The following is a 15487-nucleotide window of genomic DNA, read 5'->3' on the forward strand; positions in this document are numbered from 1 at the left end:
CTCCTAAGCCTTTGGCTTTTTCGCTCCGTATTTAGATCTTCCTCTTCTTCTCTTATCAACACCTAAGGTGTCTAACGTTCCTCGAATTATATGATAACGCACCCCCGGTAAATCCTTTACCCTTCCACCACGAATCATTACAACATTATGCTCTTGCAAGTTGTGTCCTTCGCCCGGAATATAAGCAGTCACTTCGACTCCTGTAGATAGCCTAACCCTTGCTACTTTTCGTAAGGCAGAGTTTGGTTTTTTAGGAGTAAAAGTCATTACTCTTGTACATACTCCTCTTTTCTGGGGGCAGGCTTTTAAAGCGGGAGATTTTGTTTTTTTCTTTTGCCCTTTTCTTCCAAATCTTATAAGTTGATTAATTGTTGGCATGTAAACCCTTTTTCCTCCGGCAATTTCCGGATATTTTCTTCGTAATTGTCAAATTGAAAAACTCACAAAAAAAGTAAAGTCTATTCATCTTCTTCTTCCTCGTCTATAATAGGTTTCGTTGAAGCTGGGATAATATTCACTGCTCCTGAATCATCAGGAACTGGATTTTGAATTTTCTCCAAGTCTCCGTAATAATCTTTATAAACGTCTATTTCCTGATACTTTTTCATACCAGTACCAGCCGGGATCATGTGTCCTATGATCACATTTTCTTTTAAGCCGATGAGTTTGTCTGTTTTTCCTTTAATTGCAGCGTCTGTTAAAACCTTTGTAGTTTCCTGAAAAGAAGCAGCAGAGAAGAAGGACTCGGTATTCAAAGATGCTTTAGTCAACCCCAATAATACCGGTTGTGACTGTGCAGAACTTCCCCCTTCCTTTTCAACTCTTTGGTTTTCTTCTTTGAATGCAAATTTGTCAACCTGTTGCTGGGTAACAAATGAAGTATCTCCGCTATCGGAAATAATAACCTTTCTAAGCATTTGACGAACAACTACTTCTATATGCTTATCGTTTATATGAACTCCCTGAAGACGATAAACTTCCTGTACTTCTTTTACTAAATACGCATACAAAGCATCCGGTCCCTTGATTTTTAATATATCGTGCGGGTCCAAGCTCCCGTCGTCTAACTGATCCCCTTGCTTGACATATTCACCGTTTTGAACTCTAAGCTGTTTCCCTACTGGAATTTGTACTTTGATTTTTTCCATTTCAGGGTTGTCAGGAATGATGTAGAATACTCGTTTCTCTTTTACTATATCCCCCCTATCTTCAATTTTACCGTCCACTTCTGCGAGTGTAGTTGCATCTTTTGGTCTTCTTGCTTCAAAAAGCTCGTCAACCCTTGGAAGACCTCCGGTAATGTCCCTTGTCTTTTCCGCAACAGATGGGATTTTGTAAAGAGTGTCTCCTTTTTTAACTTTGTCTCCATTTTTTAAGACTAAAATTGCATCTACAGGAACAATGTATTCTTCGCTTCCAACTATCAATCTTGGTTTTAATTTCTCTCTTTTTTGCTCAATTACCTTGTAAGTAATATTTAGAGTTTTAGCGTCTTCATCTCTACGCAAATTTTTTCCGACTTCAAGATCAACCCAAGACACAGTTCCGTCTATGTCAGAAATACACAATTCATTGAATGGATCAAATTCCGCTAACGACTTATTTGCTTCAACTATATCTCCACTGTTTACGTTTACTATTGTTCCCACTTTTATAGGGATTACAATTTCTTGCCCTAAAATTCTTAATCTGGAAGAATCTATCTCAATTTTACCACTCATTTCAGCAGTAACCATGTCGCCTTTCAAGGAAGTAGCAAAAACTTCTCCCTTGTCAACTTCTTGGTCTGGTTGAACTCTTAGATTTTGAAGTTCACTAAGAGCATAATCAGAAATCAAATGTTGAATTACGATAGAACCTCTTCTGCTAAATACTTTTTGACCGGACGAGTTATTTATTGTTCTTCCATTAATAGATCGAACAACACTTCTAAAGGACACCTTGTGGTCTTTTTCCTGAATTTTTGCAGATGCAGCTCCACCGATATGGAATGTACGCATTGTCAACTGAGTTCCGGGTTGTCCGATTGATTGAGCTGCAATAGTCCCTACGGCTTCCCCTATCTCTGCCGGAACCAATCTTGCCATATCCATTCCATAGCAAGTTGTACAAATTCCTTGTCTGGACTCACATGTTAATGGAGACCTTACATTGATTTTTGTATAGCCTAAATTTTCTATTTTCTGCCCGACAGTTCGAGAGATCAAAGTGTTTTTTGGAAATACAACTGTTTCCGTAACAGGATCGATAATCTCTTCTGCTGTGTATCTTCCAAACACCCTATCAGCAAGAGATACAATTACATTTTCACCTTCTTTTACAGTTCCAAGTGTAATGAAGTCAGACGTACCGCAATCTATTTCGTTGATAATCACATCTTGAGAAATATCCACAAGTCTTCTTGTCAAATAACCAGCATCGGCAGTTTTTAAAGCAGTATCTGCAAGACCTTTTCTTGCACCGTGTGTAGAAATAAAAAATTCTAAGATACCAAGACCTTCACGGAAATTGGATCGAATTGCAAGCTCTATAATCTCCCCTGATGGTTTTGCCATAAGCCCCCTCATCCCGGCAAGCTGACGAATTTGAGCCTTAGAACCCCTTGCACCGGATGCAGCCATAACATAAACCGGATTAAACCCTCCCTTGTCTTTTTCTAATTCTTTAAACATACTATCTGTGATATGATCGTTTGCTTTAGTCCAGATTTCGATTACCTTTTTCTTTCTTTCTTCATTTGTGATAATCCCTCTTCTGTACTCCATATCCGCCTTTTCCACTTCTTTATTTGCTTCGGATACCAGAATCGGCTTTTGAGGAGACACTCGAATATCTTCTATCGAGATGGTTGGTGCAAATATTGTAGCGTATTTGTAACCCAGCCTTTTAATATCGTCCAGCATTACAACGGTTGGTCCTGGCCCATAAATATCATATATCTCTGCAATGATCTTATTGGTTTCCTTGTCCCCAAGAGTTCGGTTGATATAATTGTAACCCTTTGGAAACGCAGTGTTAAAAATCATTCTTCCGGGTGTAGTCTCGATGATTTTATCTTGATACAATACGCTGATTTTTGCCCTTAGCTCCAAAGACTTAGTATCTAAAGCATAGTTGATCTCGTCTAGACCTGTAAAAAATCTTCCATGCCCAAGACCATTTTGAATTTCACTCGTAAGGTAATAAATTCCGAGCACTATATCCTGAGTAGGACCACAAATCGGGTTACCGTTTGCAGGGTTCAAGATATTGTGAGGGCTTAGCATGAGCATCCAAGTTTCTAATTGTGCTTTTGGAGAAAGTGGAACGTGAATCGCCATCTGGTCTCCGTCAAAGTCAGCGTTAAATGCGTGGCACACAAGTGGGTGGAGTTTGATTGCCTTACCTTCTACTAAAATAGGTAAAAATGCTTGTATTCCCAATCTGTGTAGAGTAGGTGCACGATTCAATAAAACAGGGTGCTCTCTTACTACTGTTTCAAGCGCCTCGAATACATCTTTATCTTCTGCTTCTACTTTTTTCTTTGCACTTTTAATATTTGGAGCTAACTCAAGGTCAACCAATCTTTTCATAATAAAAGGTTTGAATAATTCCAAAGCCATTTTTTTAGGAAGACCCATCTGGTGAAATTTTAACTCAGGACCGACTACAATCACAGATCGCCCGGAGTAGTCAACACGCTTACCAAGTAAATTCTGTCTAAACCTTCCTTGCTTTCCTTTCAACATATCGGAAATAGATTTTAAAGGACGATTCCCCTTCCCTTTGACAGTCCTTTTTCTTCTGGAATTATCAAAGAGTGCATCTACTGCTTCTTGGAGCATTCTTTTCTCATTTCTTACAATGATTTCAGGAGCTTTGAGAGCCAAAAGTCTTTTCAATCTATTGTTACGGTTGATAACTCTTCTGTATAAGTCATTCAAATCGGATGTAGCAAATCTTCCTCCATCCAATTGCACCATTGGTCGAAGTTCAGGAGGAATCACAGGTAAAATATCCAATACCATCCATTCAGGACGGTTATTGGAATCTCGAAAGGCTTCTAAAACTTCCAACCTCTTCAATAATCTTTTATCGGAAGTTTTATTCTTATCTTGTATTTTTTGTCGAATAGCCCTTGCCTCTGCGTCCACATCAATTCTCGCAAGAATTTCTTTAATTGCATCGGCACCAATACCTGCGATAAATTTATCCCCATATTCATCGAGATAGGTATGGTATTCCTCTTCGTCCAACAGCTCTCCTTTCAATCTTCCTGAGTCTGCCGGTTCAATAATCACATATTTTTCAAAATACAAAATAGTTTTTAGAGCGTTTATAGTCATATCCAACAGTAGCCCCATACGAGAAGGTACAGACCTATAATACCAAATATGAGATACAGGAGCCGCAAGCTCAATATGCCCCATTCTTTCTCTTCTAACTTTCGAGTGGGTGACTTCTACGCCACATTTATCACAAACTACTCCCTTGTAACGAATAGATTTGAATTTACCACAATAGCATTCCCAGTCCTTAGTCGTTCCGAAAATTTTCTCACAAAAAAGTCCTTCCCTTTCCGGTTTCAGAGTTCTGTAATTTATAGTCTCCGGTTTTTTTACTTCACCGTGTGACCATTCTTTGATTCTCTCAGGAGATGCGAGTCGGATGGTAATGGATTCAAAACTTGTGTAATTTTTCATGGTTAGTTATTCTCAATTGTCTCAATTTTGATATTCTTTTTACTTCTTGTGTATTCATCATCTAAATCGGCTATATCTACAGTCTGCCCTGCCGTATCTGTGATAACAATATCCAGTGCAAGACCTCTTAACTCTTGAACAAGAACGTTAAACGATTCAGGAATTCCAGGCTTAATTGCGTGGATACCTTTTACGATTGCTTCATAGATTCTTGCCCTTCCGAGCATATCGTCAGACTTGATTGTGAGTAGCTCTTGAAGTGTATGGCTTGCACCATAAGCCTCGAGTGCCCACACTTCCATTTCTCCGAGTCTTTGCCCTCCGAATTGTGCCTTTCCCCCAAGAGGTTGTTGTGTCACAAGTGAGTATGGTCCGGTCGATCTTGCGTGAATTTTATCATCCACCAAGTGGGCTAATTTCAATAAATAAATGTACCCGCAGAAAACTTCATTAATGAAAGGTTCTCCAGTCCTACCATCAAATAACTTAAACTTGGAGTTGAGTGGTAGCCCAGCTTCTTTGCAATACTCTGCAATATCGGATTCTGATGCCCCATCAAATACAGGAGTCTCAAAATTGATATTTAATTTCTTGGCTGCAAACCCAAGTTGAGTTTCAAAAATCTGCCCAAGATTCATACGAGAAGGTACACCAAGTGGATTGAGTACAACATCCAATGGAGTCCCATCTGCCATGTAAGGCATATCTTCTTCAGCGAGTACTCTAGAAACAACTCCCTTGTTTCCGTGTCTCCCTGCCATTTTATCTCCCACAAGCAGTTTTCTTTTTCTTGCAACATAAACTTTTACAAGCTCTTCTACTCCTGCTGCAAGATCATCTCCTTTATCTCTGGAGTAACGTTTAATATCAATTACAGTTCCCTCATTTCCATTTGGGAGTCTGAGAGATGAATCTCTCACTTCTTTTGCCTTTTCTCCAAATATAGAATGGAGCAACTTGTACTCTGGAGTTAAATCAGTTTCACCTTTCGGTGTAACCATCCCGACCAAAATATCTCCGGCTTTTACCTCAGCGCCAATTCGAATCACCCCGGTTTCGTCTAAATCACGAAAAGCCTTGTCGGAAAGATTGGGAATATCACGAGTGATTTGCTCTTGACCGAGCTTTGTCTCTCTCGCTTGGATTTCAAATTCCTCTATATGAATAGAAGTGAATACATCATCTTTTACGACTTTTTCACTAATTAGAATAGCGTCCTCAAAGTTAAATCCTTCCCACGGCATAAACCCGACCAATACATTTCTTCCGAGTGCTAAATACCCGTCATCAACCGCAGGCCCGTCTGCAAGAATTGTTCCTTTTTGAACTAAATTCCCTTCATCGTCAAATCTTTCTCCATAAACAATCTGACCCGCTAAATTAGCGCCTTTGACAACATTTGCACCTTCTTTGACAGTTGGAGTAAACTCTTTGCCGCTACTTGTTAAATTGTAGTTGAACTTTTCGCCATCTACTGAAGTTAATTCAATTTTTTCTTTTGTAACTTTTGTAATCTTTCCGGCTTCGTCTGCCAAGATACATGACACTGAGGGTCTTTGATTAAAACAAGTACCTTGGTTTGTCTTCTTATATTTTACATAAGGATAATATACCGGATCCTTGTTTCCATCTTCCTTGACTGTGACCCCGGAGGAATCAACCTTCATCACTACTCCATCTTTTTTAGCTACGACACAAATTCTGGAATCGTAAGCGGTTCTACCTTCCATCCCTGTTCCTACGAAAGGACACTCCTCTACAAGTAGTGGAACAGCTTGACGCTGCATATTCGATCCCATTAACGCACGGTTTGCATCGTCGTGCTCTAAGAATGGAATTAGCGCGGTAGAAACAGCCACCACTTGCATTGGAGCCAAGTCCATGTATTGGATCTCGTTTGGATTTCTAAAAGGGAAGTCCGACCTATGCCTAGTTGAAATTAATTTATTCTTAAAATCACCCTTCTCATCTGTTTGGGCAGAGGCTTGCGCAATGTAATAATACTCTTCCTTGTCCGCAGTTAAAAATTCGATTTGCTTTTGAGGTTTCCCACTTTTTACCAATCTATATGGAGTTTCTAAAAATCCGTAATCATTCACTCTTGCAAATGAAGACATAGATAAAATCAAACCGATGTTTGGACCCTCAGGAGTTTCAATCGGACACATTCTACCGTAATGACTATAATGCACGTCACGCACTTCAAAACCAGCTCTGTCTCTGGAAAGTCCACCGGGACCGAGCGCATTCAGCCTTCTCTTGTGGGTCAACTCTGCCAATGGATTTGTTTGATCCATAAATTGAGAAAGTTGAGAAGAGCCAAAAAACTCATTAATCACAGCAGTAATCGGTTTAATAGAAATTAATAATTGTGGAGTCTGCTGCTCAATTTCTTGTACAGTCATCCTTTCTTTTATCACCCTTTCCATTCTTGTAAAGCCAAGCTTTATCTGATTGCTTAATAACTCACCGATAGATCGAATTCTTCTATTGCCGAGATGATCAATATCATCCGGGTAATAATTTTCAGCTTCAGAGATAAGCATCACAAGATAACGAATGGCTTCCTTTATATCCTCAGGTCTAAGTACTCTATCTGTGCAGTTTTTAAAATCTTTTGGATTGTTAAATTCAAACTTACTGTTGATTTTATATCTACCGACTTTTCCGAGATCAAAAGTCTTCGGGCTAAAAAATAATCTCTTTAATTCAGCTTGGGCGTTTTCGATAGTAGAAGGCTCGCCCGGTCTCATAATCAGATGGAACTTTTTAATCGCATCCTCGTAATCGTTTACCCCGTCTTTTTCGAGACAGTTGATTATCGTTACATTGTCCTTCCCAGCCGGAAATTCAATAAGGTCAACTTCCTTGACTTTCATTTCCTTTAAAATATCAATATTGTCTTCATTGATTTTAGAGCCGGCTTCGAGCATAATCTCGCCGTTCTCGTAGTTAATCACATCTGCAATAGCTCTTCGTCCAAGAATTTTTTTCAACTCTTTAGGGGTAGCACCTGCAATCCTATACTTGGAGGATGTATAAAATAATCTTAGAACTTCTTCATTTGTCCCTACACCTAATGCTTTTATGAGAAGAGTAGCCGGAAATTTCTTTTTTCTGTCAATTTTTGCGACAAGGATATTCTTGTTGTCCATTTCAAATTCAAGCCATGACCCTCTATACGGAATCACTCTCGCAGAAAATACACTCTTTAAAGGATCAAAAGAGAAAAATATACCAGGAGAACGGTGCAACTGACTTACAACTACTCTTTCTGCTCCATTGATGATGAATGTCCCTTGCTCTGTCATTATTGGGAGATCGCCCAAATACACTACTTGCTCTCGAATCTCACCTGTTTCTTTTATGATAAGGCGAATGACCGCCTTCAAAGGGACAGCGTAAGAAGAATCGGTGTCCTTGCATTCTTGAGGATTACGTCTAACGTCCCCAAGTATATAATGCCCATACTCCATAACTATATCATTATTAGGGCTTTCTATAGGAAATGTTTCACGAAGGACTGCTTCAAGTCCTTGATTTTTTCTTTTAGAAGGGTCTTTTACATCAGCCTGTATAAACCAATCAAAAGATTTTTGTTGAATTTGTATGAGATTGGGTAGATAGTCTAAATTGGTTATTTTCCCAAAATTGACTCTTTTTCTTTCAGTATGTGCACTCATTCCGTGACACTCCTAATTGTAAAAATAATTTATGACACTACAATTCATTCCATGAGAACTCAAAGAATTGAACAATATACTAGTCAATGGTATTTACACCATAGTTTTTAAGTTGAAAAAACGAATCTGCGACTATAGGTATCAATGCCATTTGTATAAGATGAAAAACCACTAATACGACGAAATGAAAATTCCATTTCGCCGTATCAAAAAATATTTGTAAGTGAGTCAATAGTCTTTGTAAAAACTATTATTTTACTTCTATCGATGCACCAACTGCTTCAAGTTTTTTCTTGATGTCATTGGCTTCATCTTTGGAAATATTTTCTTTAACAGGTTTTCCACCAGCTTCTACAAGGTCTTTCGCTTCTTTCAATCCGAGGCCTGTAATCTCACGAACAACCTTAATCACATCAATTTTTTTATCTCCGTGGGCTTTCAAGATAACACTAACTTGAGCTTCTTCTTCTGCTGCTGCCGCACTTCCCCCACCCGCCGCAACCGCTGCAACTGCAACCGGTGCTGCTGCAGAAATTCCAAATTTAGTTTCCATTGCCTTAACAAGGTCTGCTGCCTGAACTAATGTAAGATTCCCGATTTGCTCGAGTAAATTTTCTGTTGATACTGCTGACATTTTTTTCTCCTTAATTTCCCTTTAAAAATGATTACTTATTTTCCGTTTTTTTCTGCTACAGCTCGAATTCCTCTTGCAAGCGAAGCCATAATTTGATTGATTCCAACCGCAATAGACCTCGCAGGTGCATTGAGTCCTCCTGCAATTTGAGCCAAAATTTCTTCCTTGGAAGGAAGACCCGCTATACTTTGAACACCTTTCGCATCGAGTAATTCCCCGTCAATAAACCCTGCCTTGACTACAAGATTTTCATTCGTTTTTGAAAAATCTTTACAAACCTTTGCAACTTCCGGCAATTTTTCATCAGAAAAAACTGCTGCAATCGGACCCTTGTAGCTTTCTCCAAAATCAATATTTCTTTCTTTATGTTTAGAGGATTCTTTTAGAGCACGAAGGAATAGGTTATTTTTGACAACCTTCAACTCCGATCCGATAGATCGAAATTGTCTTCGTAAACCCTCCATATCCTCAACTGTCAATCCACTATAGGAAACTAAAATAAAGTTCCCTTTATCTTCAAGCCTTTCTTTTAAATAAGCTACTTGAGTTTTCTTCTCTGCATTCATAATTTTCTCTTCTAACTAACCGTATTCACTATTTCTTTAACATCTACTTTTACACCATGACCCATAGTGGCAGAGACTGAAAAAGATTTCAAGTATTCTCCCTTGGCATCAGACGGCTTATCTTTTTGGATTGCAGCAATTACTGATTTTACATTATCCAAAAGTTTAGAGCTATCAAAGGAAATTTTCCCAACTCCAAGATGAATCACTCCACCCTTATCGGGTCTGTATTCTACTCGCCCGCTTTTTAATTCATTCACAGCTTTTACTACATCTGTTGTCACTGTTCCTGCTTTGGGCTTTGGCATTAGTCCTTTTCTACCGAGAACCGGACCCAATTTACCTACATCTTTCATCATATCAGGTGTTGCAACACAAGCATCAAAATCTGTCCAACCACCGGAAACTTTTTCAATTAAATCCATGTCCCCCACAAAATCTGCACCGGCAGACTTGGCTTCATTTTGTTTTTCACCTTTACAGAAAACAAGAACCCTTACTTTTTTTCCTGTTCCGTGAGGAAGAGAAATTGTTCCTCTTACATTTTGAAGGCTCTTGTAATTGATTTTTGTAGCTACTTCTAAACTACCGTCAAATTTTGAATAGGAGGTAGCCTTCGCAAGATCAATTGCCTCTGAAAGTGGATATACTTTTGTCTTATCCACCTTATCTTTTAGAGCTTTGTATTTCTTTCCGCGTTTCATAATTTCTAATTTACTCCTTCTACAGATACACCCATAGACTGACATGTTCCTGCAATAATTTTTATAGCTGCATTTACATCGTTTGCATTCAAATCTTTCATTTTCATTTGAGCAATTTCTTCCAATTGTTTTTTGGTAATACTCCCAACTTTTGCTTTATGAGGAGTGCCTGATCCAGATTCAATACCGAGTGCTTTTTTTACCAATAAGGCAGCCGGTGGAGATTTAGTAATAAAAGTAAAACTTCTGTCACTAAATACCGTAATCACTACAGGTAGCTTGTATCCGATCTGCCCTTGAGTTTTAGCATTGAACTGTTTGCAAAACTCCATTATATTTAAACCCGCCTGTCCAAGTGCAGGTCCCACAGGTGGAGCCGGATTTGCCTTCCCTGCTTCTACTTGAAGTTTAATCTGCTTTATTACTTTTTTTGCCGCCATGTATATTGTCCTTTTAATTTCCCATAGTATTGATTTTAAATTTTACTAACCTGCAAATAATCTAATTCGACAGGAGTTGACCTTCCAAAAATTTCTACCTTGACTCTCAGCCTTCCTTTATCTGGAAATATTTCATCCACTAAACCGTTAAAGTTCGCAAAGGGCCCGTCTATAATTTTTAAATTATCACCTACATTGAATAGTAGTCTTGGCTTAACAGGCTCTTCAGACTGAACATCCCCCATCTCCGCAAAAAGATTTTTCACTTCTTCTAAAGTCAGTGCTTCAGGCCCTTTTAATCTCGGCCCAACAAAAGTAGATACAGAAGGTAAACTCTGAATCATAAATTGCAGATCGTCATCCATATCCATTTCAATTAAAACATACCCGGGCATTATCTTTTTTTTGGATATTTTTTTCTTGCCATTTTTCATTTCGGCAACATCCATCGTAGGTATCTCGATTTGACTTATTTTTTCAGTCAGGTTATTCTGAGAGACTAACTTTTCAATGTTAGCTTTCACTTTATTCTCATGCCCGGAATAAACCTGCAATACATACCATTTGAGTGCCATATTTTTTATGCCATTTTCCGTTTATATAATCCGATTAACCTACAAAACTCCACATCCAGGTTAGAGCCTTGAGAAATATTGCATCCGTAAAAAATAAAAATAAAGAAAAAACGATAACCGTAAAAAGAACTACTATTGTAGAATTTACCACTTCCTCTCTTGTGGGCCATTGAACCTTATCCAATTCCACTTTGCACTCTTGCAAAAACGTTTTCAAACTTACCCCCTTACTTACACCTTTTGAATCATTAAAGATTCTTCTCTACTGTTTGGCAGGCCCGGAGAGAATCGAACTCCCACCAAGGACTTTGGAGATCCTAGTTCTACCATTAAACTACAGGCCTGGATCCTATTTAGCCCTCTGCCAGGCTTGAACTGGCGACCCCCTCCTTACCATGGAGGTGCTCTACCACTGAGCTAAGAGGGCAATATCACACCTTCTTTTGGCAGGAAATGACCAGAAATTCTCATTATTTTTATACCCCCCTTTGCAGTCAATAATATAATCATAAAGAGACTCAAATATTCATGGAAAGTTGACGTTAATAGTCTAATAGAGGGAAATTTTTTCAATGAAATTGAACGTGAAAGACATTAAAAACGGTACAATTTTAGACGGCAAGGTCACCGATCTTGAAGGAAATACATTGTCCCCTACAAAAATCGTCTTCACTAAAGAATTTAGGGAGAAACTGAACGATAATAAAATTTCAGAAATCCTATACGAGCCAGAAATTGCCGATAAAAAAGAAAAATTAAAAGAAGACGAAACTATCGACATCATCTTAGAAAACTACCATTTCGGTATAGTTTCCAGAGAATCGATTCAAAGCTCCATAACCAGTTTACGAAAGGTGACATTTGATTTTTTAAGAAGTCAAAACTCTATTGATTTTTATTCATGTAGATTTGCAGTCAGAGACATTTACAGAGAAATCAGAAACAACCCTTCTGCTTTGGTGAATCTCATGGATATTCGATCTCACGATTACTATACACTTTGCCATTCGATCAATGTAGGAATCATCGCTCTAAACCTCGCCATAAAAATGGGCTACAACGATGAGGAAGTTCAGCTCATCGGTCTTGGAGGCTTCTTACACGATATAGGGAAGATCGCAATACCTGCCTCTCTCATAAATAAGACTGGAGTTTTGAGTGAAGAAGAAAAAAGAATAATGAAAAGCCACCCATCCCATTCCAAAAGAATTATGGAGAACGATAAAAATATTAATAAAAGAATTGTAAACATGGCTTACGAGCACCACGAAAGATTTGACGGAAAAGGCTATCCGAGAGGAATTTCAGGAGATACCTTAGACGACTATTCTGTCATCGTTGCCCTTGCCGATGTGTATGACGCACTCACTACTGTTCGTTCTTACAAGCCTGCCTTTTCACCCGAAGAATCTATTCAGGTAATTGAAACTTATACCGGAACTCACTTTGCTCCAAGGATTGCAGAAAAGTTTATCCATGATATTCAGTCTTCCATCCAATCCAAAAATCAACTCTCTAAAGGATTCCTTGTTCTGTTGAATACAGGAGAAATCGGTCAAATTGTAGATATCGTCGAAAACCCTATAGGACCTGAATTCACTGTGAGTATTTTGTCTGATCCAAAAACAGGAAAAGTAAAAAACACAAAAATTATTCGATTGGCAGAAGATGAAAAAAGAAAAATTGAAAGAACACTAAATCCAAAAGAAATCAATTTAGAAAATTATTCACTGAAAAAATAGAGTATTTTTATTCCGTATTCACCTTGTATTTATCCGTCCTTCCTTTTCCGATTTCATCATCAGAAATCTTGTATTCCTGTTGAAGAAATTCTCTGAAATCGAGGGACTTCATATGGTCTCTTTCTCCATCGCACATTCTGTTTGCCGGAACTCCTTTGTATTGACCTGCAATCATAATCGGTTTTAGAGAGAGAGAAGATATTAATGGACATACACCGGGTCTAGGAGTCAAACCATTGATTGCACAAGTAGCACCATTCACTACATCCGGTGGAGCCGGGTCATTTCCGTATTCATCTCCAAACTTAGGGTAATTTTTTCCGTCATAAAACCCTCTATATATCCTTCCCCAAGGTGCAACCACAGTCCCTGATGCAGTCTGACTCCTTCCTAAGGAAATTGTACTCTTATCAAAACCCATCCAAAACACGGTAGTGTATTTTGGGTCAAACCCACAAAACCACGCATTCGTATAGGAAGAGGTAGAGCCGGTTTTCCCTGCGGCTACCCCGTGGTAATTCCCCATTTCTTTATCTCTAAGAGAGCTGGACGCTGTGCCGGCTACGGCTACTTCGGTCAACATCCTTCTTAAAATATACGCTGTAGCTTCGGGAATTACTTGGATACTTCCATCTTTTGTTTCCAAAGCAAGTTTTCTTTGGACTTCGATTTCTTTATTAATCACGGTATTGCCGCTTTGGTCTATCACATAACGCACCGAAAAAGGAATTACATCTCTTCCTTTATTGGCTATAATCGCATAGCCAAGAGCCATCTCGTACGGAGTAAGCTCTGGAACTCCAAGAGAAAGTGCAGGTCCTGCTGGGAGTCTATTCTTGTTGATTTTTGTAAGTTTAGAAACAAAGTCTATGATTGCATCCGGTCCAACCCGAAAATACACTTGTACAGAAACAATATTTATAGATAATGCCAAAGCTCTCGAAAGTGGAATCATTCCTTTAAACCCGCCTTCTATATCCTCTGGTGCCCAGCCTTGCCCATCGTCTGTCAAAGTCATTAGAGGTGCATCCATTATACCTGTTCCACTGGCTACGGCTCTTTCGTTTATTGCAGCGCCATAAACAAATGGTTTGAAGGCAGAACCAGTTTGCCTTCTTGCTTGCATGGCTCTATTGAACTGATTCTTAGGGGTAAATTTCGACCCACCCACCATTACTTGAATATAACCTGTAGATGGCTCAATCGTAATCACTGCACCTTCTACATGAAGGTTTTCACTAAATACTGCGGATTGTCTTCTAAACTCCATCATTGCAGCAGACTCATTTTCGGTTGGAGTCAGAATAGAAAGTATCTCTCCCGCATCAAATAGCTCTTTTTCAAATTGAGATCGAAAATTGGCACGCTCATCGAGTCTTGTAATATCTAGATCAGCTATAGGGAAGATTCTTCCCATAGAGCGATAGATATCCACCAACTCTCTATCCACCCCACCTACATAGCTTTTATTAGCACCGTAAGCAATTTTATCTTGTTTTACTAAGGCTGCGTGCAATTCCTTATCTGCTATTTCTTGTTTTCGAATATCGAGAGTAGTATAGATTTTTAGTCCTGCGGTATATAGTGTTTCTTCTCCAAGCTCTTTTTCTAATTGTTGGCGAACATACTCAGTGAAATAAGGTGCTCTATCCATACGGTTTCCCCAAGTAGAGCTCGAAGGAGACTGGGTAATAACAATCGGCCAATACCTCGCCCAAAAGTCAGAGTGAATCTTTTGTACGGATTGTTTAGGCAAATAACCGTTTGCGGACATCTGCTTCAAAACTTCAAGATGAGCGTTTTTAGAAATTTCAGGATTTTTAAAAGGAGAATATTTCACTGGAGCCTTTGGCAATCTGGCAAGAAGCGCTCCCTCTGCAAGGTCTAAATCCCTAACGTCCTTTTGAAAATATACGGAAGCCGCAGAAGATAATCCGGTAGAGCCATGCCCTAAATATATCAGATTAAAATATATTTCAAGTATTTCTTCTTTCGTATATTCTTCTTCTATTTGCAGCGTGAGTAAAGCCTCTATAAATTTTCTAGTAAAGTTTCTCTTGCTGTTTTGAAGTATGGCTTTTGATAATTGCTGTGTGAGAGTGGAGCCTCCCTGTTTAATCTTAAAATGAATAAGATTCACTAAAGCTGCTCTCGCTATCGCTACAAAATCAATTCCAAAATGATTGAAGAAATTATTGTCTTCCACGGAAAGAAAAGCATTGATTACGTGAGGGGGAATATCCTGATATTTTAATAATTCTTGTTTGTGCCGAAATAATTCTGCAAAAGATATTCCATTGATGTCGTACAATCTGGTTGGGGTGGTAGGTTGGTATGTTGACAATCTTGCAAGCTCTTCTCCCTTATCCACCTCCGACAAAATATATCCGAAAAATCCACCACCAAATAATGATATAAACAGAAATGTAATGATAAAAAATTTTTTAGAGTTATCCATAAA

11 protein-coding genes and 2 tRNA genes are annotated in these 15487 nt (G+C 38.7%); 1 reads left to right on the forward strand and 12 read right to left on the reverse strand.

Features of this window, described 5'->3' with window-relative positions; genetic code table 11:
- Positions 1–3 precede the first annotated feature (3 nt).
- From HS129_07870 to HS129_07920, 11 genes are all read right to left on the reverse strand, one after another.
- Positions 4–378: a 30S ribosomal protein S12 gene (locus HS129_07870; protein ID MBE7411963.1), complete on the reverse strand. Its 375-nt coding sequence runs from the start codon at positions 376–378 to the stop codon at positions 4–6.
- An 80-nt stretch (positions 379–458) separates the two neighbouring features.
- A complete protein-coding gene (gene rpoC / locus HS129_07875; GenBank protein MBE7411964.1) occupies positions 459–4682 on the reverse strand; it encodes a DNA-directed RNA polymerase subunit beta' in 4224 nt (1407 codons plus the stop codon).
- A gap of 2 nt (positions 4683–4684) precedes the next feature.
- Positions 4685–8365: a DNA-directed RNA polymerase subunit beta gene (rpoB, locus tag HS129_07880; protein MBE7411965.1), complete on the reverse strand. Its 3681-nt coding sequence runs from the start codon at positions 8363–8365 to the stop codon at positions 4685–4687.
- Between the two features lie 250 nt (positions 8366–8615).
- Entirely contained in the window at positions 8616–8999 is a 384-nt protein-coding gene (rplL, locus tag HS129_07885) for a 50S ribosomal protein L7/L12 (GenBank protein ID MBE7411966.1), read from the reverse strand.
- 35 nt (positions 9000–9034) lie between these two features.
- Positions 9035–9565, reverse strand: coding sequence for a 50S ribosomal protein L10 (locus HS129_07890; GenBank protein MBE7411967.1), 531 nt, complete (start codon positions 9563–9565; stop codon positions 9035–9037).
- Between the two features lie 11 nt (positions 9566–9576).
- The gene (locus tag HS129_07895; protein MBE7411968.1) at positions 9577–10269 is read right to left on the reverse strand and encodes a 50S ribosomal protein L1; all 693 of its coding nucleotides are present in this window, start codon (positions 10267–10269) and stop codon (positions 9577–9579) included.
- Between the two features lie 5 nt (positions 10270–10274).
- A complete protein-coding gene (gene rplK, locus HS129_07900; protein MBE7411969.1) occupies positions 10275–10709 on the reverse strand; it encodes a 50S ribosomal protein L11 in 435 nt (144 codons plus the stop codon).
- Between the two features lie 35 nt (positions 10710–10744).
- Positions 10745–11284 (reverse strand): transcription termination/antitermination factor NusG, encoded by a 540-nt coding sequence (gene nusG / locus HS129_07905; GenBank protein MBE7411970.1) that lies wholly within the window; start codon positions 11282–11284, stop codon positions 10745–10747.
- Positions 11285–11318: 34 nt separating this feature from the next.
- Positions 11319–11540: a preprotein translocase subunit SecE gene (gene secE / locus HS129_07910; GenBank protein MBE7411971.1), complete on the reverse strand. Its 222-nt coding sequence runs from the start codon at positions 11538–11540 to the stop codon at positions 11319–11321.
- Between the two features lie 14 nt (positions 11541–11554).
- Positions 11555–11628, reverse strand: a tRNA-Trp gene (locus HS129_07915).
- An 11-nt stretch (positions 11629–11639) separates the two neighbouring features.
- A tRNA-Thr gene (locus HS129_07920) sits at positions 11640–11711 on the reverse strand.
- 145 nt (positions 11712–11856) lie between these two features.
- Between HS129_07920 and HS129_07925 the strand changes: the two genes are divergently transcribed.
- Complete coding sequence (locus HS129_07925; GenBank protein MBE7411972.1) at positions 11857–13026, forward strand: HD-GYP domain-containing protein; 1170 nt, start codon at positions 11857–11859, stop codon at positions 13024–13026.
- A gap of 7 nt (positions 13027–13033) precedes the next feature.
- Here the strand turns inward: HS129_07925 and HS129_07930 are convergent, their stop codons facing one another.
- A complete protein-coding gene (locus tag HS129_07930; GenBank protein ID MBE7411973.1) occupies positions 13034–15484 on the reverse strand; it encodes a transglycosylase domain-containing protein in 2451 nt (816 codons plus the stop codon).
- Positions 15485–15487 lie beyond the last annotated feature (3 nt).

It is taken from the genome of Leptospiraceae bacterium (genome assembly GCA_015075105.1).
In the GTDB taxonomy this organism is placed as follows: domain Bacteria; phylum Spirochaetota; class Leptospiria; order Leptospirales; family Leptospiraceae; genus JABWCC01.